Below are 17,374 nucleotides of genomic sequence, written 5' to 3'. Positions count from 1 at the left end.
TGCGACAGGACTTTGAGAGCGCACCGCTCGCCTGAAAGCAGAAGCGCCGCCAGTGGTGCTGGCGGCGCTTCTGGGAGCGATCGTTAGTTCATGCGTTACTTGAGCGTCGTCAGCGACACGAATGGCTTGGGAGCCGGCTTCGGCGGCGCCACCGCCTCCTTGAGCACCTTGAACACCCGCTGATCGAGCGGCGTCGAGACGAGGAAGTCCTGATAGGCCTGCTCGAGGTACGACTTGCAGCGGGCTGCGACGTCCTCATTGGAAACGCCGGAGAAGTCCTCGCTGACGAGGTACTGCCCCATCCGGCGGAGAATATGCAGCCGGCAGACATTGAGGATCTTGGGATCGTAGTCGACACCGAGCAGCTTGAAGAATTCCTCGGCAGCAGAGGTCTGCTTCAGTTCGTCCAGAACGTTCGGCGTTGCCACAGTCATTGCTTTGCTCCTTGACTCGAAATCGGATCAACCTCGCACAACGAGGTCGGCGCCGGAGGCGGCGGTCCCTGGCGCACCTTCTGTCTGATGTGAGCGAGCTGCGCTTCGAGAAACTCGATCCGGTCCAGCATCACGGAAAGGGCCTCACCGACCGGATCAGGCATCAGATGATGATCCAGATCGATGCGTCCGACGGTCCGCCGATGGGTGAATTCAGGCCGCACCACCTTGGCAGGGATGCCGACCACGGTGACGTCGGGCGGCGTGCTCTGGATGACGACGGAGTTGGCACCGACGCGGGTGCGCGGGCCGATCGTGATCGGGCCGAGAATCTTGGCGCCGGCGCCGACGACGACACCGCTGTCCAGCGTCGGATGCCGCTTGCCTGGCGACCACGACGTGCCGCCCAGGGTGACGCCGTGATAGAGCGTGACATCATCGCCGATCTCGGCAGTTTCGCCGATCACGACGCAGGCCCCATGATCGATGAAGAAGCGGCGGCCGATCTCGGCGCCCGGATGAATGTCGACATTCGACAGGAAGCGTCCGAGCCACGACAACAATCGTGCCGGAAAACGCCAGCCGCGAATCCACAGCCGATGCGCCAGGCGATGCCAGATCAGCGCGTGAATGCCGGGATAGGTTAGCAGGGTCTCGATTTCGCTGCGCGCCGCCGGATCGCGCGAGCGGACACAGCCAATGTCCTCGCGGATCAGGCGGAGCAGCGAGGGCCGGCTCGCCTCGACGACGATCGGCTTTGCAATGGGGGTATCGACGATGTCGCTCATGATCAGGCAAAGCTCGCCAGCGGGTGATCGCAGACTTCGCGCCAGATGGCCGCAACGGCCTCTTTCGGCACCGGCCCCTTGTGAACGACGGCATGCCTGCGCACGCGCGCCAGGATGTGCCGAGCCTGGTCGGCGCTCGCCGGCAGGCGCAGATCCGACAGCAGCGAGGTGATCGCCGACAGCCCGGAATGCTTCCCGATCACGATCCGGTTGGAGCGGCCGAACAGCACCGGATCGAGCGCCTGGTAGGTGCGCTGATCCTTCAGCAGGCCATCGACGTGAATGCCGGATTCATGGGTGAAGACGTGCTCGCCGACGATGGCCTTGTTGAGTGGAATGGCGCGCGCCGCAGCGGCCGCCACGACATTGGCGACGTGATCGAGTTCGGCCAGCACGATGCCGGTCTCGCGCCGGTAGAGCTGCCGCAGCGCGACCGCGACCTCCTCCAGCGGAGCATTGCCGGCGCGCTCGCCGAGGCCGATCACGGTGACCGATGCATGGGTCGCGCCCGCCTTGACCGCCGCCAGCGTGTTGGCGGTGGCAAGACCGAGATCGTCATGGCCGTGAAACTCGATCTCCAGGTCCGTGGTCGCGCGCAAGGCGCCGACCAGAGCTGACGTCGCGTCCGGATCGAGCACGCTCAGCGTATCGGCGACGCGGAAGCGCCGGGCGCCGACCGACTTTGCGGTCGCGATCACCTCGGCGAGAAAGCCGACATCGGCGCGCGAGGAATCCTCACCGCCGACGGCAACGGCCAGTCCGCGGCTCCGCGCATAGCCGACCACGCGCTTGAGCAGTTCCAGCGCGGCACTGCGGCTGCCGCCGAGCTTGGCGGCGATCTGCACGTCGGATGTCGGGATGGAGACATTCACCATCGAGACGCCGGCCGCGATCGCCGCATCGACATCCGCCTCGCGCATCCGGCACCAGCCGATGATGGTCGCGGGCAGACTGGCCTCGACGATCGCCCTGATGGCAGCGATCTCGTCGGCCCCCATTGCCGGCGTGCCGGCCTCGATCTCGGGAACGCCGGCTCGCGCCAGCGCACGGGCGATCGCGACCTTCTCTCCGAGAGCGAAGGCGACGCCCGGCGCCTGCTCGCCGTCGCGGAGCGTGGTATCGTTGAGGATGACCCGGGGCATCGGGCTCCCCGAGACCGCGCTCCCGTTGGCAGAGCCGGCATCTCGGGCATTCCTGGACCCGCGCTGTCCGGAGACGTCTGGCATTCACTCGCTCCGTCGCAACCTGTGTGTGGCCGCCAGAAGCACGACGCTCCGTTGCGGCCTGCCATTCACTCAGCAACGGCCATGCCACCGCCGGACACCACGCCAACCAATTGAATATCCGATTGTTTTTCCAACGTCCCGGATTGTCGGATTCGTGACAGCGTCGGACATCGAACGTCGACGCGGAGAGACATGCCAGCGCCGCGCCTGGACCGCGCGGCGACCAGGGCTGCCGTCAGGCGTGGCGCCTGCGGCGCAGGTGGATGACGATGTCGATCCGCTCCATGCCGTAGCCCGGCAGCGGCTCGGGCAACTGCTCGAACGCGACCTGTTCGGGCACGTCGACGAGCTCGCCTTCGTCCTCATAGAAGAAGTGCGGGTGCACGGTCGTATTGGTGTCGAAGAATGATTTCGAGCCGTCCACGCCGATCTGCCGCAGCAGTCCGAGCTCCACGAACTGGTTGAGGGTGTTGTAGATGGTGGCCTGCGAGATCTTCATGCCCGAAGCAACGGCAGCGGCATAGAGCGCGTCGGCGGTGATGTGGCGGTCACCGCCGCCGAACAGAATCCGGCTCAGTTGCTGACGCTGCTGGGTGGGACGCAACCCGGCCCGGCGCAGCGCGTCCTCGCATCGACGCATCAGGATCTCGCCAGCTTCGCAGGTCTCCGCCTGGGGACAACGTCCGCTGTCGGAGTTGCACGGGAATCCAAGCTGGCTGTCCATCAACATCGTCACGGTCCTCGAACTCACATCGCGGCGCCCGCCGCCTCCTGCAGCGCCACCTCGCGCCGCCGTTCGGCCATCCGGCTCTCGCCGCTCTCCTCGCCGAAGCAGAGCTGGAAATCGTTGCACTGGGTACAGACCGGCGTCGTGCACATCACGAAGCCGTCGTCCTCGCACAGCATGCGGTAGAAGAAGCGCTTCCAGCGCATGTTTCTGGCGTTGCGACTCGCCAGCGGCGCGAAGTGGCGCATCAGCAGCCGCGACAGCTCGGACCGCTCGCGCAGGCCCAGGTCTTCCCAGAGATGGTTGGGCTCCATCGCGCGACGCGCCACCATGGCCGCGAGCCAGCGGCCGACCTCGCCGTCCGTGGAGCGCTGCGCGGCGAGCAGATCACGGACCATCGTGATCTCGTCGTCGACCGGCGCGGCCACGGCCCCGGTGATCGGCAGCCATGAGGAGTCGATCGCGGCTGCCGGAAACAACTGCGCCAGCAGGGCGATCAGGTCGACGGTCGAAAGCCCGGCGCGCTCAGCCAGCGCGCCATGCTCCATCGCTGAGACGGCGAGAATCGATGCGATCACGTGACGGTCGAAACCGATGTTACTGTCGATCAGCGCCTCGTCGGGATCGACGCCGGTCAGCAGGCGGTAAATCTGGCGGCCGTGATGCCGCTTGTCCTCTTCGAACGAGCCGTTGCTCGGCGATTTTTGCAGGCCGGCCGCGACGGGTTCCGGGACGCTCACGATTGCGATGGTCATAGCGCGCTCCCCTGCCGCCTCCCGGTGGGACATGCGATGAGGTACCGGCCTTCCGACGGGAGGAAGGCCGGTACCAAGACTGCTTAAGCCGTTGCGGCGAGATCGGCGGCAGTCTTTCCGATTTGGCTCTCGTCCACGGCCTTCATGATGCCGTGCTCCATCAGCATGTCCTCGAGCTCGTCCATCGTGATCGGCGTCGGGATGATGCCCTTGCCGCCGTTGGCGTGGATCTTCTGCGCCAGCGAGCGGTAGTGGCCGGCCTGGACCGAGTCCGGCGCGTATTCCAGCACGGTCATTCGGCGCAGCTCGGCGTGCTGCACGATGTTGTCGCGCGGCACGAAGTAGATCAGCTGCGTGCCGAGCTTCTTGGCGAGTGCTTCCGCCAGCTCCAGCTCCTTGTCGGTCTGGCGCTCGTTGCAGACCAGGCCGCCCAGGCGCACGCCGCCGGAATTCGCGTACTTCAGAATGCCCTTCGAGATGTTGTTGGCGGCATACATCGCCATCATCTCGCCGGACATCACGATGTAGATCTCCTGCGCCTTGTTCTCGCGGATCGGCATCGCGAAGCCGCCGCAGACCACGTCGCCGAGCACGTCGTAGGACACGTAGTCGATGTCCTCATAGGCGCCGTTCTCTTCCAGGAAGTTGATCGAGGTGATGACGCCGCGGCCGGCGCAGCCGACGCCCGGCTCCGGACCGCCGGACTCGACGCAGCGGATGTCGCGATAGCCGACCTTCATGACCTCCTCGATCTCGAGATCCTCGACGCTGCCGGCGGCGGCGGCCAGGCTGAGAATGGTGTCCTGCGCCTTGGCGTGCAGGATCAGACGGGTCGAATCCGCCTTGGGATCGCAGCCGACGATCAGGATCCGATGACCCATCTCGGCGAGCGCCGCGAGCGTGTTCTGCGACGTCGTCGATTTGCCGATGCCGCCTTTGCCGTAGAATGCGATTTGTCGCAGTGATGACATTCTGCTCTCCATCAACCGATTGCCTATGTCGCGCCCGCGCTGTTCGCGAGGCGTGACCGCGTCCTCTCTGTGTCCGAACCGGCAGACGGGTTGTTGGGAAGGAGAGCATCGCTCGTCCGAAGCGTCGGCGTGCACTCAGCCCTCAACCATTGCCTGCGCCCAGTTTTGCAACGGCTGTGCCAGCACGCGCACGGCGTCAAAAACAGTCATGATTTAAAGGAGATGCGGAGCATTCCGTGCGCGATGGCGGGTTGTTGCAAACCCGACATCGGAATGCTTCGCAAGATGCGACGACGCGCGGTGCTGTCCGAAACGACACAACGGCGGCGGCTTTTCAGCCGCGCGGCGCCCGGAACGAGATTTGCTAGGTCCTCTCCGCAGCCCTGCGGCACAGACGCTGACAACGTTGAGGAGGATGCAATGCAGATCGGAGTGGAGACGGCCAAGGCCGTGGACCAGCGGCGCGTGTTCGTGATCGACGACGACGAGATCACGCGCGCGGCCCTGCAGTTCATGTTGCACGACGAGATCGAGACACATGAATTGGCGACTCCCGAGGAGGCGTATGAGAAGGGCGTCGACTGGCTGGCGCCGAACGTGGTGCTGCTCGGGGTTTCCTTCCTGAAGCAACGCGGCCCCGAGCTCGTCCGCGAGATCCTGGCGAAGTTCAAGGGCGTGCGGATTCTGATCGTGACCGCCAAGGCGGACGAGGCGATCGCGATCGAGGGTCTCAAGGCCGGTGCGCATGGCGCCGTGGTCAAGCCGCTCACGATCGAGGCGGTGCGCAAGAAGGTCGACACCATTCTCGGCCGCGCCGGCGGCGCGCAGCTCGTCCAGCTCGGCGGCGCCTGACGTGACGACCGTCGTCTTCTACGAGAAGCCGGGCTGCGGCACCAACGCCCGGCAGAAGCTGATGCTGACGCGCGCCGGCCACGATGTCGTCGCCAGGAATCTCTTGACCGAGCCCTGGACCGGCGAGCGGCTGCGCGCATATTTCGCCGGGACTCCCGTCTGGGCCTGGTTCAATCCAGCCTCGCCGCGCGTGAAATCAGGAGAGATCGAGCCAGAGACGATCGAAGCCGTCGCGGCCATCGACCTGATGCTCGAGGATCCGCTGCTGATCCGCCGGCCATTGATCGAAGCCGGCGGCCAGTGCTGCGCCGGCTTCGATCGTGAACCCGTGATCTCGCTGCTTCGGCAGTACGACGATCTGGACGACGTCCAGGGCTGCACGCGTCCGGAGGCGTCGACACCTTGTCCGGAGCCGCGCTGAGCGGCTCCGGTCAGCACGTCAGCGTTTCAACACCATGACCAGGCGATCGACACGCTTGCCCTGCTTGAAGTGGGATTCGACGATCTCGTCGATATCCTCAGCGGTGGTCGGCCGATACCAGACGCCGTCCGGATAGACCACCATCATCGGTCCGGCGCTGCAGAAGCCGAAGCAGCCGGCAGCGGTGACGCCGATGTCCGTCAACCGCTGCGCCTCGATGGTCTTGGTCAGCCGGTCCCACAGCGGCTGCACGCCGAGCGCGCCGCAGCTGCCGCGCGGATGTCCGGGCGGGCGCTGCGTCAGGCAGACGAAGGCGTGGTGTTTGTAGAGCTGCGGAATCTCGAACGCGTCATCCGCCTCGGCGACATCGGCATCGCTCATGACGCAGGCGCCTTGATGCCCTTGTCGGCGAGCAGGGTCGCGAGCTCACCGGCCTGGAACATCTCGCGGACGATGTCGCAGCCACCCACGAACTCGCCCTTCACGTAGAGCTGTGGAATGGTCGGCCAGTTGGAGAACTCCTTGATGCCTTCGCGAATGAAGGGATCGGCGAGCACGTTGACGCTCTCGTAGGCCACGTCGAGCTTGGCCAGGATCTGCGCCACCGCGGCGGAGAAGCCGCATTGCGGCGCGGCCGGCACGCCCTTCATGAACAGCACGACATCACTGCCGTCGATCAGCTTCTGAATGCGTTCGGATGTCGACATGGACTGGATCCTTTCCCTGAATGCGACCGATCAGCCGGGCCGCAACGATCACTTCGGCAATGACGTTTCGAGCGCCAGCGCGTGCAGCACGCCGCCCATCTGGCCCTTGAGAGCCGAATAGACCATCTGATGCTGCTGCACCCGGCTCTTCCCAGCGAAGGCCTGTGAGGTGACGCGCGCCGAATAATGGTCGCCATCGCCTGCCAGATCCTCGATCACGACAACGGCATCCGGGAACGCCTCCTTGATCAGACGCTCGATATCCGTTGCTGCCATCGCCATCGCTGCTGCTCCGCTGGATTGATGACGGCATCATGCAAGCTCCGAACCAGTCATTTGCGCGCCGCAATCGCCGGCTCGCCGGCATCTGACGACGTGTCCACGCCAAATCGCGCAAGCGTCGCGTCGTGTTTGCGACATCGGCTGCGGGGCGGCGAGGAAGCGGCGTTCAAAATCCAACATCGGCCCGTTCTTCCACCCGCCTCGTGCCGGCTTCGACACTGCTGCGCCCGCGCGAAAACGGTCCGTGTCTTGCAGTGATTTGATCGAGGTCAATGCAGATGCTCGAACTCGTCAGCGAACCCGACACGATCAACTTCGGCGATCTGCCGCAAGAGATCGATGCCCTGTTGCAACAGGGCGTGGCGGCGTACCGCCGCGACCACGCGCAAGCGGATCGGCTGTTTCGCCAGGCGCTGGCGGCCGCTCCGCAGCAGCTTCCGACCTACTTCTGCCTATATAAGATTCACACCTATCAGGGCCATCTCGACGAGGCAGAGGCGGTCGCCGAGCTGGGCCTTGCCGAAGCGGCGCGCCAGGCCGGCTGGCCACGTGATTGGCGGCATTGGACGCCGCATGATCCGCTGCCGGACGGCGCCGGCCGCTTCGCGCTCTACACGCTGAAGGCCCTCGCCTTCATCCATCTGCGCAAGACTGATTCCGAGGGTGCAGCCGAAATGCTCGCGGCGCTGCGGCGACTCGATCCCACCGGCGCCGTCGGATGGCCGGTCGTCGCCGCGCTGGCCGAGGGGCTCGGTCCGGAATGAGGCGACGCCATGCACGAGCGAAGCGAAACATGACTCGAATTGCAACGACCATCCCCCGGTGCGAACCAGGATCATGAGAGGAACCAACGCATGATGACCATGCACGCCCCGCCCCCTCCTTCCCCGGCGCAGACCGCCGTAGCGACCGGCTCCCAGAGTGCAGCCGAGAGCGTGATTGCGGCGTTGCGAACGGTCTATGACCCGGAGATTCCGGTGAACGTCTACGATCTCGGGCTGGTCTATCGGATCGCGCACGAGGGCGGCGGCGCCGTCGAGATCGACATGACCCTGACGGCGCCCGGCTGCCCGGTCGCGAGCGAGATCGTTCGCATGGTGGAGGACGCCGTGCAGGCCGTCGACGGCGTCGCATCGGTGAAAGTCACGCTCGTGTTCGAGCCGCCCTGGGACAAGTCGCGCATGTCCGAAGAGACCGCGCTGGAGCTGGGTTTGTTGTAACGCGCGCCAACCGCGCAACGGAAGCAGGAGCATCACATGCCTACGGAGAGCACGATCAAGCTGACCGCCAGCGACGGCCATACCTTTCAGGCGTTTCGTGCCGATCCCACCGACGCGCCGAAGGGGGCGATCGTCGTCCTGCCGGACGGCGCTGACGCTGCCGGCAGGCTACGCAAGATCGCCGATGCCTTTGCGGCCAGCGGATATGTCGTGATTGCGCCGGAGCTGTCACCTCCGGCGGCGATCGAATCGACGGTGGAGGGCGAGCCGGCCAAGTCCGTGCCGGATCCGGCAACGCCGCTGCTCGCCGAAGTCCAGTCGACCGTCGACAGCGTCAAGGACTGCGGCAAGGTGGCGGTAGTCGGCTTCGGCGCCGGCGGCGGTCTGGCCTATGACGCGGCCAACCGCGTCTCCGGCGTGGCCTGCGCGGTGAGCTACTACGCGACAGGTGTCGTCAATGCGGCCGGCGCCAAGCGCAAGATTCCGACCCTGCTCCATTTCGGCGAGGCCGACATCGTCGTGCCGTTCGCGGAGGTGACCATGTTCCGCGCCTATCATCCCGAGGTCAGCGCATTCTCCTATCCGAATGCCGCGCATGCGTTCGACGGCAACGGCGAGACCTATGATGAATCTGCAGCCGCGCTGGCACATGAGCGGACACTGGCGTGGATCTCGCAATACGTCGTCGGCCAGCCGCCGATCACGCTGAAGAATGCCGGCGCCTACGCGCTCGCCAAGACCGACAAGAAAAAGAAGAAGAAGGCCGACGACGACATGGGACCGCCGACCGATTGAGAATCCGATGGAGTGAGAGCGTCGCGATGCTGCCGACCACCATCCTGATCGACGAGCGGCCACGTTGCGTGGTGCGCCCCAACGACACCAAGGATCTCAACCGCTTCATCCGCAACGGCAAGCCTTTTCTGCTCGCCGAGCATCCGGACGGCAAGATCACCCACCGCAACGCCAGCGGCACCGAGCTGGTCCAATGGCAGAACGCGCTGGCGCTGCACCGCGCCTGGGGCGGCGACGACGAGAATTTCTTCGGCGTGCCGTTGTATTAGTTGGGTACTAGTTGTGGTCCGATGGACTACAAGAACCTTCGGATCACCTACAAGCTCGCTGCGCGATACAGCGCCCTCTCCCCTTGTGGGAGAGGGCATGCAGGACAGCGCAGCAGACTCAGTTGGGTGAGGGGTCTCTCTCGCCGGGCGCCACCTCGCAGAGAGCCCCCTCACCCGACCAAATATGTGGAGAGGCCGGCGATGCCCTCTCCCACAAGGAGAGAGGGCCCATTCTTGAGCACCGCGGCTTACCTCTCAGCTCACGGTCGCGCGGCCCGCGCGTCGTGCGGATTGCCGGCCTGGTTGCGCATCCAGTCGGCAAGCTTGGTCATCGCGGCGTCGACATCCTGGCGGGCCTCGATGTCGCTGACGGTCTCCTCGAGCGCGCCGCGCATGCAGAGCAGCCAGGCGTCGCGCTCGGCATTGCCGATGGGAAAGCCCATATGGCGCTGACGCAGCCGCGGATGCCCCTTCTCAGGTGAATACAGCTTCGGGCCGCCGAGCCATTCCGAGAGGTATCGCTTCAGGATGTGCTTGATCGGCCCAAGATTGGTGCCGTGCATGTCGCGGATGGCCCTCGCCTCGGGCAGAGTATCCATCCGGTGGTAGAACGACTCGACCAGACGATCGACCACGACGGCGCCGCCAATTCGTTCATAGGGCGTGACGACCGGTCCCGCTTCTGAAGTCCCGGTCTCTGAAGTCCCAGCATCCGCCATCGGTCGTTCCTGTCTCTACTCGTCCAAGCTCGGCTGCAGGATGACCTCAGCCGGCGCCCCCGGGCCCTGCTGGTCCACGAGCTCCAGCGCATCGACACGCGACAAACCGCCGCCACTGTCCATCAGCACGATAGCGTCCTTCGGCATGCTGGCAAGAGCCTCGATCAGCTTGGCGACAGTCACGGTCCCTCCCGCTCACGCAGCGTCGTGCGCGGCCACAGGCGCGCCGGTCTCGTCGAAATTCAGCGTCACCGGATCCTCGTCGAGCATCACGATCTCGGCCCGGCTCAGCGCCCCATTGGCATGGTAGCTGTAGCAGTGCGTGAGCTCGATCTCGCCATAGACGATCTTTTCGAACCCGGTCAGTACGCCTTCGGCATCGAAATAGCCGCGGATGAACGTGTTCCGGTTCGAGAGCTGCTCAGGCGCGATCGCAGTCACCAGCCGCAGCGGCAGCTTGACGCCGGTGTAGGAGACGAAGAATCGACACGCCTGTCCCGCATCCGCGCTCATGCTGCCGCTCGCATCGAAGGTCACACCGCCGCCGTCACGAGACGGCTGCGGTCTTCAGGGCCTCAATCTGGTCACGGTCGACCTTGAACACACCGCGGCCGCCGGCAAAGGTCTGATAGGCCTTCATGCCGATCGCAGCACTCAACTTGTCGAACCATTGCTGCGGCGTCAGGTCCCCGGGGCGCTCGCTGATCTCGGCGACAGTGCCGTCATTGGCGAAGCGGACATGCAGCGTCAAATTGTCCATGGTATCCTCCTCTTACAGGCCTGAACCGAAGCCGAGCAGCTCGATCTTGACGTTCTCGGTGCCAAGGATGGTCGCCTGGCAGGCGAGGCGCGACTTCGAGCCGACGCCGACGATGGTGTCGAGCTTCTCGTTCTCGAGCTTCGTCACCTTCGACACGCCCTTGCGTCCCTCCTGCAGGAAGATGTGGCAGGAGCCGCACTTTGCCTGGCCCTCGCATTTGTGCTGGATCTCGACCTCAGCGCCGAGCAGCGCTGCCAGAATGGTGGTGCCCTCGCCCACCTCGATCGTCTTGCCGGAGGGCATGACCGTCAGAGTTGCCATTGAATGTCTCCTTTGCTGGGTTGAGTTCAACTGGTGTCAGTAGATCGCGGCGCCCGCCCCGACATTGACCGAGGCGTCCTTCATCGTCGCAACGATGAAGGCGATCTGGTCCGTGGTGAGATGGACGTGGAACGGCAGGGCCACCACACGATCGGCCACCTTCTCCGTCACGAGATAATCGCCACGGCGATAACCCATGTCGAAATAGTGTCGCTGCAGATGCAGAGGATTCGAATAGGCCACCGCCTCGACCTGCTCGACCCTGAGATCCTCGACGATCGAGTCCCGGCTCGACTTCGAGAACCGGGTGCCGAGATGGACCTGGTAGAGGAACCAGTTCACCTCGGTGACATCTGGACCGACATAGGGATCCTTGATGCCCTCGAACGACTGCACCTCGCTGTAATAGATCTGCTCGATCAGCTTGCGCCGCTCGAGGATCTCGTCGATCCGCCTCAGCTGCGCCAGCCCGAGCGCGGCGGTCACGTCGCTCATCACGGCCTGGTGCGACGCGCTGCTGCTGACCACGACCGATGCGCGCTCGTCGAGCCGGTGCGACCGGTGCCGACGCACGGCCACCGCGATGTCGACGTCGTCGGTGACGACCATGCCGCCCTCGCCGCAGGTCAGCGCGAAGGGCTGCGAGAAGTCGAACACCGCGGCCGTACCGAATGTGCCGACCAGCGCCCCCTTGTATCTCGAGCCGATGGCCTCGGTCGAATCCTCGATGACAGGCAGTTCGTGGCCTTTCGCGATCGCCTGCAGCTCAGACCATTTGGCCGGGTGGCCGTTGGTGTTGCCGGCCAGGATCGCCTTGGTGTGCGCCGTGATGCGCGCCTCGATCTTGCTCGGGGCCAGCGTGCCCGAATAGTAGTCGATATCGGCAAACACCGGCTTGGCGCCGGCGATGCTGATCGCATGCGCGATCTCGCGGAACGAATACGACGACGCGATCACCTCGTCGCCGGGCCCGATCCCCATCGCCTTCAGAATCAGCAGCAGACCGAGCGTTCCGCTCGGGACGGCGATGGCATATTTGCGCCCGAGATAGGCGGCGAACGTTGCCTCGAACTCCTCCACCAGCGGACCGCAGGACAGCCGCGGCGAGCGAAGCGTCGCCTCGACCGCCGCGATCTCCGCCGTCGTGATGTCGGGATCGGACAGCGGGATGAAGTCGGAGCCAACCGGCGTAAGTTCGGTCTCGTCCTGCTCCTGTCGATCCGCATCGTGCACCAGAACGGGATTGATCATGATCAGCTCCGCCTGGCGAGGATCAGGCCGGTGGCCTTCGCCGGATCGTCGGTGACCCCAGCGCAATGTTCGCTGGCGTCGAGCAGATGCAGATCGAACGCCGGATAGCTGCGGAACGGCGCCTCGGTCACGTCGGAGGCATCACACCGCGTCAGCGCCAGCTTGGGAAACCGACGGCGCAGTTCGCCGAACGCCGCGCTGCCGGCATCTGGTCCGGTGAGGACCTGCTCGATCTCATTCAGTTCCTGCTCGGCAAGAGCCATGTCACCCGTCCTCTTTGCTACTGCCAGAATATCCGCTCGGGATCGGCGTTCAGTTCGTCAACCGCCGCGGTCAACCGCCGGTGCACGCTGTGCAGTTCCCAAATCCCCCGACCGTGATCTCTCCAGAACAGCTTCCACATTGCGTTCGCGGCGTCATGACGCAGCAGCGCGACGTCGATCACCCCGCCGTCCTTGTCGATGTTGCGCGAGCAGCACGGACTCTGGACGTGATAGCCCTCAGTCGCCGGCGACACCGTCGGCTCGACGTAGCGATAGCGCTTGCGCGACTTCAGCGCGCGTTCGATCCGCTTGCGATCCAGTTCGTTGGGATGCGCAGGCAGGACGACGCTGGGCTCGAGCGCGGCTGCGATCATGGCAGAACATCTCCCTAGACCGGGACGATCTCCTCTTCGAGACAGCCCACGACGAGCTGCTCGCCGAACTCGACGAGATAGATCGGCATGTTCGCCTCGGTGTGAGTGCCGACCTGGACGATCTCGCCCATGTCGCCGACGCCGACCAGCTTCGCCTCGGCCGGCGCGTTCGGAAACGAGCCGTCGTTGACCAGATCGATCAGCGCCTTCACCCGCTGACCCCATTGATATTTCGGCAGGCGTGGCTCGATCATGACTTGTATGCTCCCGGCAGCGGCAGCTCGTCCTCGGCCTCCCCGCGGGGAACGGTGGCCTCGAGCTCCTTGCGCTTCATGCCGACGCGGTTTCCGCTCTCGAGAAACTCGACGCCGTAGATGTAGAACTGCTGCAGGAAGGTTCCGATCGAGACGACGTAGCCGACCTCGCCCTTCTTCGCGAGGATCTCGCCGATCTCCTTGCCTGCATAGGTGCCGTCGTTGCGGATCGTACGCTTGGCCTTGACCTTCTCGCCGAACGCGAAATACGGCGGCGCGGACAGCTCCACGACCTCGCTGTCACGAACGATGTTGCTCATGCCGGTTTCTCCATCGCAGCTCCGGAACGATTGTCGAGCCGGCCGCGCGCCATCTCCTGCACCAGCGGATCCTCGTCGCGCGCCAACTCGCCGAGCTCGCTGAGCGCGATCCGGCTCGCAACCTCGTGACGCACCCGCCAATCGGCGTCCTTGCGCATCGCGGTGAGGAGATCAGGCACGAGGCGCTCGGCGATCTCGAGCCGTACCCGTGGATCGGGGTCGCTGATCATGCCGAGCAGCCAGTCGCTCGGGATGCGCCGCGCGACGACGCGGCGGACCTCGGCCTCCGGGTCCCCCATCATGCGGCCGAGCACAGACGGCACGATGCGGCGCGCCACGACGAGGCGGACGTAATAGTCGTCGTCCATCATCATCGGCATCAGGTCTTCCGGATCGAGCACGGTCGCGATCCGAATGCGGACCTCGCGATGCGGATCATGGCGCAGCCGCAGCACCAGCCGCTTCGGCAGCCGCCGCGCGGCGTTCCAGCGCACCGTCTCCTCGGGATCATCGAGCAGCGGCGGCAGAAAGAACGGGCTGGCATGCTTCGCCGCGATCGCACGAACCTCGAAGTGCGGATGCTTGACGTAGCCGTTGGCGAGCGCCGGATTCCAATTGAAGAAGCGGTCGATGCGACGGGCGTAGCGATCGTGCACGCAGGCGTGCCGAAGGCGACATCCGCCGGATGCGTTGAGCGGCGCGTGTTCGCAGCCCGCGCAACTGATCTCGTTGCCCTGCCAGTCGATGGCCTCGTCGATGTCGTCATTCATCGTCGAGCTCCACCCGGTCGACCACCTCGAGCAGGACGCGTGCGCCGATCTTGTCGCTGGGATCGAGCTCGAGCAGCTTCTGCACCGCAAGCCGTCCCTCGACGAGATTGCCGAGGCGCATCTGCAAATAGGCGTATCCCTTCAAGGTGAACATGAAGAAGCGCGGCAGCATGTTGTCATAGCTGCCGAACTCGGCATGACCGGCGCGAACGTCGCGCCAGTGCGGTGGCAAGCGGTTTTCGACGGCCGCCTTGGCGAGGCACCGCTTGGCGATCCGCAGCGCGTCAGCGAGCCGTCCCTTGTAGAAATAGAAGCGGTAGAAGCCGATCAGGACCGCCGCATGCCCAGGCGCCAGCGCGTCCGCCTCCTTCAGATGCGTCTCCGCAACCTCGTCGAGATGATAGCTCTGGCCCGCCTGCCACAGATGATACTCGGCTTCCTCCGGCAGGCCGCCGCCGAGCAGCGCGTCGGCGAGCAGCGCGTCCTCGATGGCAGTCTGAGAGCTGGGCCGGGCATCGGTGGGCATGGCGAGCTGTCCTAGTGCTCCAGCGCCTTCAAGGCATGGGTCGAGCACGAGACCTGTTTCGGATCGTGAAACACGAGGCCGGTCTGCGTCGCGGTATCCGCGAAGTCGATGGTGACGCCGTCCAGCAGCAGCCGGCTCTCTGCCGGCAGGAACAGCCTGACGCCGTCTCGCTCGACCACCGCATCGCCGGGCTGGGGTGCGGCGAGGACGCTGATGTCGGCGGCGAGCCCGGAGCAGCCGCCGGGAGAGACGGCGAGCCGGAAGCCGGAACCCGCAGTGCCGTCGGCCCGCAACATCATGCGCATGAATTTCTGCGCGGCCGGCGTGAGCGTGAAGTTCATCTCGGTCTCCCTCAAGCCGGCGGCTGGTAGCGCGGGAACGAATTGTCGATCACGCAGGTGTTGTCGACCGGGCAGACCGCCGCGCATTGCGGCTCGTCGAAATGGCCGATGCACTCGGTGCACTTCTTCGGATCGATCACGAAGGTGCCGTTCTTCTCCGAGATCGCCACGTTCGGACATTCGGGTTCGCAGGCCGAGCAGCTCGTGCACTGCGAGGCAATGATCTTCAAGGTCATCAAAGGCTCCTGTCGAAGGGACCCGGCGGCGGGATCGCGCCGCCGGGGTCTGATGTCACGCCGCCGAGATCAGGGCGCCCTGGCGAATTTCGGCGTCGCCGCGCACGACGTGCTGGATCTCGCCGCTGTTCACCTTGTCGAGATAGCTCTTGAACCAGGCGATCGCGGACTTCTCGATGAACTCGTGCGCGAACTGGTCGACCGGCTCGATGCCCGCCGCCTGCAGGTCGCTCTTCGGGCAGCCGCCGATCTTGGCCACGAACACCGCATGGCAGTCGTTGATGGCGCGGATGACGGTCTCCAGGCTGTCCTCGTCGCCATAGCCGCCCTGGCAGTACAGGTCGACGCGGCGGTGACCAACGAACTTGGCACCGGCCGTGGAGAGCTCGTAGACCTGGAACTCCTTGGCGTGACCGAAATGCTCGTTGATCAGGCCCGAGCCCTTGGTCGCGACCGCGATCAAGAGCTTGATGTCGCTCGACTGGCCGGCGAGCGAGGCGAGCTCTTCCTGCTTCGCCACGACCTTGGCGACGCGCTCGCTCTCGACCGCCTCCTGATAGGCCTTGCGGCTGTCGATGTCGTAATTCACCTCCATCGCCATGATCTTGTCGGTGGTGAACTCGGCCGAGCGATCCTCGCCGAGCAGGCCCACGGCGTCGGCGCGGCACTGGCGGCAATGCCGCATCATGTTCATCTCGCCTTCGCACTCGTCCTGCAGCGCCTTCAGCTCCTGCGCCGTCGGGCCGCGCTGGCCGGTCAGGCCGAACACCGTGCCGTGCTCCGGCGACGAGATCAGCGGCATGATGTTGTGCAGGAACGCGCCGCGCGATTTCACCGCCTTGTTGACCTCGACGAGGTGCTTGTCGTTGACGCCCGGGATCATCACCGAGTTGACCTTGCAGAGGATGCCGCGCTCGGTGAGCATCTCCAGGCCCTGCAGCTGGCGATCGGTGAGCAGCTTGGCCGCCTCGACGCCGGTGTAGCGCTTGTGCTTCCAGAACACCCAGGGATAGATCTTGGCGCCAATTTCAGGGTCGACCATGTTGATCGTGATCGTGACATGATCGACGTTGAATCCGGCGATGGTGTCGACATGGTCGGGCAGCGCGAGGCCGTTGGTCGACAGGCAGAGCTTGATGTCCGGGGCGGTCCGGGCGATCAGCTCGAAGGTCTTGAACGTCTTCTCCGGATTGGCGAGCGGATCGCCGGGACCGGCGATCCCGAGCACGGTCATCTGCGGAATGGTCGAGGCGACGGCGAGCACCTTCTTGGCGGCCTGCTCCGGCGACAGCTTCTCGCTGACCACGCCCGGACGCGACTCGTTGGCGCAGTCATATTTGCGGTTGCAGTAGTTGCACTGGATGTTGCAGGCGGGCGCGACGGCGACATGCATGCGCGCGTAGTGATGATGCGCCTCCTCGCTGTAGCAGGGATGGTTCTTCACCTTCTCCCAGATCTCCGGCGGAAGGTCGTTCTCGCCTGCGCCCGAGCCGCAGCTCGCCTTGCCGCTGCCGCCCGAGGTGCCGCAACCCTTGTGTTCCGCGATGGTCTGCATCACCGAGCTCAGCTTGTCGCCGTCCGGTATCGTCGCCTGTTCGTGCTGCACTGACGCGTCCATGTCCGCTCCTTACGTTGCTGGCGAGCCGCAAACCGCCTTGACGATGGTTCAGCAACTCGCGTGCCACGCCGCGGAAGCGGTCATTTCGCCGGACTATCAACGTGTTAGTGAGATGATTGCGCCTGTCGCCTTGCCAACATGCGAGAGGCTCGCGATCGCGCGGATGTTAGAAAC

At 65.0% G+C, this 17,374-nt stretch carries 30 protein-coding genes; 6 read left to right on the top strand and 24 right to left on the bottom strand.

All coding sequences use genetic code 11. The annotated features are described in order from the left end of the window. Positions 1–95: 95 nt before the first annotated feature. The 6 genes from nifW to nifH all read right to left on the bottom strand — a co-directional run bounded on the left by nifW (position 96) and on the right by nifH (position 4,901). Positions 96–434, bottom strand: a complete 339-nt coding sequence (nifW, locus tag ACQR10_RS08305) for a nitrogenase stabilizing/protective protein NifW (RefSeq protein ID WP_316179967.1) — start codon at positions 432–434, stop codon at positions 96–98. Continuing rightward, on the bottom strand, positions 431–1,222 hold the full coding sequence (gene cysE / locus ACQR10_RS08300) for a serine O-acetyltransferase (RefSeq protein WP_316216994.1): 792 nt from the start codon (positions 1,220–1,222) through the stop codon (positions 431–433). Before cysE ends, nifW begins: the two co-directional genes overlap by 4 nt. 2 nt (positions 1,223–1,224) lie before the next feature. Further along, a complete protein-coding gene (gene nifV, locus ACQR10_RS08295) occupies positions 1,225–2,364 on the bottom strand; it encodes a homocitrate synthase (RefSeq protein WP_315803661.1) in 1,140 nt (379 codons plus the stop codon). Between the two features lie 319 nt (positions 2,365–2,683). Next, positions 2,684–3,178, bottom strand: coding sequence for a Fur family transcriptional regulator Irr (gene irr, locus ACQR10_RS08290; RefSeq protein WP_316216995.1), 495 nt, complete (start codon positions 3,176–3,178; stop codon positions 2,684–2,686). A gap of 17 nt (positions 3,179–3,195) precedes the next feature. Beyond that, positions 3,196–3,930, bottom strand: coding sequence for a nitrogen fixation protein NifQ (locus tag ACQR10_RS08285; protein WP_316216996.1), 735 nt, complete (start codon positions 3,928–3,930; stop codon positions 3,196–3,198). An 83-nt stretch (positions 3,931–4,013) separates the two neighbouring features. Further along, a complete protein-coding gene (gene nifH / locus ACQR10_RS08280) occupies positions 4,014–4,901 on the bottom strand; it encodes a nitrogenase iron protein (RefSeq protein WP_315740985.1) in 888 nt (295 codons plus the stop codon). A 420-nt stretch (positions 4,902–5,321) separates the two neighbouring features. Between nifH and ACQR10_RS08275 the strand changes: the two genes are divergently transcribed. Together ACQR10_RS08275 and ACQR10_RS08270 are read left to right on the top strand one after the other, a co-directional pair. Continuing rightward, positions 5,322–5,753 (top strand): response regulator transcription factor, encoded by a 432-nt coding sequence (locus ACQR10_RS08275; protein ID WP_315713088.1) that lies wholly within the window; start codon positions 5,322–5,324, stop codon positions 5,751–5,753. Between the two features lies 1 nt (position 5,754). Beyond that, complete coding sequence (locus tag ACQR10_RS08270) at positions 5,755–6,174, top strand: ArsC/Spx/MgsR family protein (RefSeq protein WP_316179962.1); 420 nt, start codon at positions 5,755–5,757, stop codon at positions 6,172–6,174. 18 nt (positions 6,175–6,192) lie between these two features. On the opposite strand, the gene ACQR10_RS08265 is transcribed toward ACQR10_RS08270, so the two are convergent. The 3 genes from ACQR10_RS08265 to ACQR10_RS08255 are packed head-to-tail and all read right to left on the bottom strand — an operon-like array spanning position 6,193 to position 7,163. Further along, positions 6,193–6,555, bottom strand: coding sequence for a (2Fe-2S) ferredoxin domain-containing protein (locus ACQR10_RS08265; RefSeq protein WP_315803666.1), 363 nt, complete (start codon positions 6,553–6,555; stop codon positions 6,193–6,195). Beyond that, positions 6,552–6,881: a Grx4 family monothiol glutaredoxin gene (gene grxD / locus ACQR10_RS08260; protein ID WP_315803667.1), complete on the bottom strand. Its 330-nt coding sequence runs from the start codon at positions 6,879–6,881 to the stop codon at positions 6,552–6,554. The genes ACQR10_RS08265 and grxD overlap by 4 nt, the downstream gene beginning before the upstream one ends. Positions 6,882–6,929: 48 nt before the next feature. Continuing rightward, positions 6,930–7,163 carry a BolA/IbaG family iron-sulfur metabolism protein gene (locus tag ACQR10_RS08255; protein ID WP_006609694.1) on the bottom strand — a complete coding sequence of 78 codons (234 nt, stop codon included), beginning with the start codon at positions 7,161–7,163 and terminating at the stop codon, positions 6,930–6,932. A gap of 272 nt (positions 7,164–7,435) precedes the next feature. Here ACQR10_RS08255 and ACQR10_RS08250 point away from each other — a divergent pair, with 272 nt between their 5' ends. From ACQR10_RS08250 to ACQR10_RS08235, 4 genes are all read left to right on the top strand, one after another. Then, the gene (locus tag ACQR10_RS08250) at positions 7,436–7,927 is read left to right on the top strand and encodes a hypothetical protein (RefSeq protein ID WP_315803668.1); all 492 of its coding nucleotides are present in this window, start codon (positions 7,436–7,438) and stop codon (positions 7,925–7,927) included. A gap of 93 nt (positions 7,928–8,020) precedes the next feature. Further along, positions 8,021–8,383, top strand: a complete 363-nt coding sequence (locus tag ACQR10_RS08245; RefSeq protein ID WP_315803800.1) for an iron-sulfur cluster assembly protein — start codon at positions 8,021–8,023, stop codon at positions 8,381–8,383. 36 nt (positions 8,384–8,419) lie between these two features. Next, the gene (locus ACQR10_RS08240; RefSeq protein WP_315803669.1) at positions 8,420–9,178 is read left to right on the top strand and encodes a dienelactone hydrolase family protein; all 759 of its coding nucleotides are present in this window, start codon (positions 8,420–8,422) and stop codon (positions 9,176–9,178) included. A 26-nt stretch (positions 9,179–9,204) separates the two neighbouring features. Beyond that, the gene (locus tag ACQR10_RS08235) at positions 9,205–9,447 is read left to right on the top strand and encodes a hypothetical protein (protein ID WP_315803670.1); all 243 of its coding nucleotides are present in this window, start codon (positions 9,205–9,207) and stop codon (positions 9,445–9,447) included. Between the two features lie 260 nt (positions 9,448–9,707). Here the strand turns inward: ACQR10_RS08235 and ACQR10_RS08230 are convergent, their stop codons facing one another. The 15 genes from ACQR10_RS08230 to nifB are packed head-to-tail and all read right to left on the bottom strand — an operon-like array spanning position 9,708 to position 17,200. Beyond that, positions 9,708–10,166: a group II truncated hemoglobin gene (locus tag ACQR10_RS08230; protein WP_315803671.1), complete on the bottom strand. Its 459-nt coding sequence runs from the start codon at positions 10,164–10,166 to the stop codon at positions 9,708–9,710. Between the two features lie 15 nt (positions 10,167–10,181). Further along, positions 10,182–10,349, bottom strand: a complete 168-nt coding sequence (locus ACQR10_RS08225; protein WP_315803672.1) for a hypothetical protein — start codon at positions 10,347–10,349, stop codon at positions 10,182–10,184. Between the two features lie 12 nt (positions 10,350–10,361). After that, positions 10,362–10,679, bottom strand: a complete 318-nt coding sequence (locus ACQR10_RS08220; RefSeq protein WP_316179957.1) for a DUF6156 family protein — start codon at positions 10,677–10,679, stop codon at positions 10,362–10,364. 34 nt (positions 10,680–10,713) lie between these two features. Beyond that, positions 10,714–10,926 (bottom strand): hypothetical protein, encoded by a 213-nt coding sequence (locus tag ACQR10_RS08215; protein ID WP_315803674.1) that lies wholly within the window; start codon positions 10,924–10,926, stop codon positions 10,714–10,716. Between the two features lie 12 nt (positions 10,927–10,938). After that, entirely contained in the window at positions 10,939–11,247 is a 309-nt protein-coding gene (locus tag ACQR10_RS08210) for a 2Fe-2S iron-sulfur cluster-binding protein (RefSeq protein ID WP_315713113.1), read from the bottom strand. Positions 11,248–11,283: 36 nt separating this feature from the next. Next, a complete protein-coding gene (locus ACQR10_RS08205) occupies positions 11,284–12,498 on the bottom strand; it encodes a DegT/DnrJ/EryC1/StrS family aminotransferase (RefSeq protein WP_316218886.1) in 1,215 nt (404 codons plus the stop codon). A gap of 2 nt (positions 12,499–12,500) precedes the next feature. Beyond that, on the bottom strand, positions 12,501–12,761 hold the full coding sequence (locus tag ACQR10_RS08200) for a hypothetical protein (protein WP_315803676.1): 261 nt from the start codon (positions 12,759–12,761) through the stop codon (positions 12,501–12,503). Positions 12,762–12,778: 17 nt separating this feature from the next. Next, positions 12,779–13,135, bottom strand: a complete 357-nt coding sequence (locus ACQR10_RS08195) for a DUF3024 domain-containing protein (RefSeq protein ID WP_315803677.1) — start codon at positions 13,133–13,135, stop codon at positions 12,779–12,781. 14 nt (positions 13,136–13,149) lie between these two features. Continuing rightward, the gene (locus ACQR10_RS08190; protein WP_316218887.1) at positions 13,150–13,389 is read right to left on the bottom strand and encodes a nitrogen fixation protein NifZ; all 240 of its coding nucleotides are present in this window, start codon (positions 13,387–13,389) and stop codon (positions 13,150–13,152) included. Continuing rightward, on the bottom strand, positions 13,386–13,709 hold the full coding sequence (locus ACQR10_RS08185) for a nitrogen fixation protein NifZ (protein ID WP_316218888.1): 324 nt from the start codon (positions 13,707–13,709) through the stop codon (positions 13,386–13,388). The genes ACQR10_RS08190 and ACQR10_RS08185 overlap by 4 nt, the downstream gene beginning before the upstream one ends. Continuing rightward, positions 13,706–14,479, bottom strand: a complete 774-nt coding sequence (locus ACQR10_RS08180; RefSeq protein ID WP_316218890.1) for a 4Fe4S-binding leucine-rich repeat protein — start codon at positions 14,477–14,479, stop codon at positions 13,706–13,708. The genes ACQR10_RS08185 and ACQR10_RS08180 overlap by 4 nt, the downstream gene beginning before the upstream one ends. Further along, positions 14,472–15,005 carry a hypothetical protein gene (locus ACQR10_RS08175; protein ID WP_315803681.1) on the bottom strand — a complete coding sequence of 178 codons (534 nt, stop codon included), beginning with the start codon at positions 15,003–15,005 and terminating at the stop codon, positions 14,472–14,474. The genes ACQR10_RS08180 and ACQR10_RS08175 overlap by 8 nt, the downstream gene beginning before the upstream one ends. An 11-nt stretch (positions 15,006–15,016) precedes the next feature. Beyond that, on the bottom strand, positions 15,017–15,346 hold the full coding sequence (locus tag ACQR10_RS08170; RefSeq protein ID WP_315803682.1) for a HesB/IscA family protein: 330 nt from the start codon (positions 15,344–15,346) through the stop codon (positions 15,017–15,019). A gap of 11 nt (positions 15,347–15,357) precedes the next feature. Then, positions 15,358–15,582 (bottom strand): YfhL family 4Fe-4S dicluster ferredoxin, encoded by a 225-nt coding sequence (locus tag ACQR10_RS08165; protein WP_006609676.1) that lies wholly within the window; start codon positions 15,580–15,582, stop codon positions 15,358–15,360. Between the two features lie 55 nt (positions 15,583–15,637). Further along, entirely contained in the window at positions 15,638–17,200 is a 1,563-nt protein-coding gene (gene nifB / locus ACQR10_RS08160) for a nitrogenase cofactor biosynthesis protein NifB (RefSeq protein WP_315803683.1), read from the bottom strand. Between the last annotated feature and the right edge of the window lie 174 nt (positions 17,201–17,374).

It is taken from the genome of Bradyrhizobium sp. HKCCYLRH2060 (assembly GCF_051168135.1).
Taxonomy (GTDB): Bacteria; Pseudomonadota; Alphaproteobacteria; order Rhizobiales; family Xanthobacteraceae; genus Bradyrhizobium.
Note: the sequence above shows the minus strand (reverse complement) of the source record. Positions and strands in the feature narration are given on the sequence as shown.

Excerpts from the sequence above, each read along its gene's own strand:
- ACQR10_RS08185 (WP_316218888.1), bottom strand. The coding sequence starts at position 13,709 with ATGAGCAACATCGTTCGTGACAGCGAGGTCGTGGAGCTGTCCGCGCCG.
- cysE (WP_316216994.1), bottom strand. The coding sequence starts at position 1,222 with ATGAGCGACATCGTCGATACCCCCATTGCAAAGCCGATCGTCGTCGAG.
- ACQR10_RS08175 (WP_315803681.1), bottom strand. The coding sequence starts at position 15,005 with ATGCCCACCGATGCCCGGCCCAGCTCTCAGACTGCCATCGAGGACGCG.
- ACQR10_RS08275 (WP_315713088.1), top strand. The coding sequence starts at position 5,322 with ATGCAGATCGGAGTGGAGACGGCCAAGGCCGTGGACCAGCGGCGCGTG.
- nifW (WP_316179967.1), bottom strand. The coding sequence starts at position 434 with ATGACTGTGGCAACGCCGAACGTTCTGGACGAACTGAAGCAGACCTCT.
- ACQR10_RS08210 (WP_315713113.1), bottom strand. The coding sequence starts at position 11,247 with ATGGCAACTCTGACGGTCATGCCCTCCGGCAAGACGATCGAGGTGGGC.
- ACQR10_RS08265 (WP_315803666.1), bottom strand. The coding sequence starts at position 6,555 with ATGAGCGATGCCGATGTCGCCGAGGCGGATGACGCGTTCGAGATTCCG.
- ACQR10_RS08195 (WP_315803677.1), bottom strand. The coding sequence starts at position 13,135 with ATGATCGCAGCCGCGCTCGAGCCCAGCGTCGTCCTGCCTGCGCATCCC.
- ACQR10_RS08190 (WP_316218887.1), bottom strand. The coding sequence starts at position 13,389 with ATGATCGAGCCACGCCTGCCGAAATATCAATGGGGTCAGCGGGTGAAG.
- ACQR10_RS08240 (WP_315803669.1), top strand. The coding sequence starts at position 8,420 with ATGCCTACGGAGAGCACGATCAAGCTGACCGCCAGCGACGGCCATACC.
- ACQR10_RS08180 (WP_316218890.1), bottom strand. The coding sequence starts at position 14,479 with ATGAATGACGACATCGACGAGGCCATCGACTGGCAGGGCAACGAGATC.
- ACQR10_RS08165 (WP_006609676.1), bottom strand. The coding sequence starts at position 15,582 with ATGACCTTGAAGATCATTGCCTCGCAGTGCACGAGCTGCTCGGCCTGC.
- irr (WP_316216995.1), bottom strand. The coding sequence starts at position 3,178 with ATGTTGATGGACAGCCAGCTTGGATTCCCGTGCAACTCCGACAGCGGA.
- grxD (WP_315803667.1), bottom strand. The coding sequence starts at position 6,881 with ATGTCGACATCCGAACGCATTCAGAAGCTGATCGACGGCAGTGATGTC.
- ACQR10_RS08215 (WP_315803674.1), bottom strand. The coding sequence starts at position 10,926 with ATGGACAATTTGACGCTGCATGTCCGCTTCGCCAATGACGGCACTGTC.
- ACQR10_RS08205 (WP_316218886.1), bottom strand. The coding sequence starts at position 12,498 with ATGATCAATCCCGTTCTGGTGCACGATGCGGATCGACAGGAGCAGGAC.
- ACQR10_RS08245 (WP_315803800.1), top strand. The coding sequence starts at position 8,021 with ATGACCATGCACGCCCCGCCCCCTCCTTCCCCGGCGCAGACCGCCGTA.
- ACQR10_RS08285 (WP_316216996.1), bottom strand. The coding sequence starts at position 3,930 with ATGACCATCGCAATCGTGAGCGTCCCGGAACCCGTCGCGGCCGGCCTG.
- nifH (WP_315740985.1), bottom strand. The coding sequence starts at position 4,901 with ATGTCATCACTGCGACAAATCGCATTCTACGGCAAAGGCGGCATCGGC.
- ACQR10_RS08200 (WP_315803676.1), bottom strand. The coding sequence starts at position 12,761 with ATGGCTCTTGCCGAGCAGGAACTGAATGAGATCGAGCAGGTCCTCACC.
- ACQR10_RS08230 (WP_315803671.1), bottom strand. The coding sequence starts at position 10,166 with ATGGCGGATGCTGGGACTTCAGAGACCGGGACTTCAGAAGCGGGACCG.
- ACQR10_RS08220 (WP_316179957.1), bottom strand. The coding sequence starts at position 10,679 with ATGAGCGCGGATGCGGGACAGGCGTGTCGATTCTTCGTCTCCTACACC.
- ACQR10_RS08235 (WP_315803670.1), top strand. The coding sequence starts at position 9,205 with ATGCTGCCGACCACCATCCTGATCGACGAGCGGCCACGTTGCGTGGTG.
- ACQR10_RS08170 (WP_315803682.1), bottom strand. The coding sequence starts at position 15,346 with ATGAACTTCACGCTCACGCCGGCCGCGCAGAAATTCATGCGCATGATG.
- ACQR10_RS08250 (WP_315803668.1), top strand. The coding sequence starts at position 7,436 with ATGCAGATGCTCGAACTCGTCAGCGAACCCGACACGATCAACTTCGGC.
- nifV (WP_315803661.1), bottom strand. The coding sequence starts at position 2,364 with ATGCCCCGGGTCATCCTCAACGATACCACGCTCCGCGACGGCGAGCAG.
- ACQR10_RS08255 (WP_006609694.1), bottom strand. The coding sequence starts at position 7,163 with ATGGCGATGGCAGCAACGGATATCGAGCGTCTGATCAAGGAGGCGTTC.
- nifB (WP_315803683.1), bottom strand. The coding sequence starts at position 17,200 with ATGGACGCGTCAGTGCAGCACGAACAGGCGACGATACCGGACGGCGAC.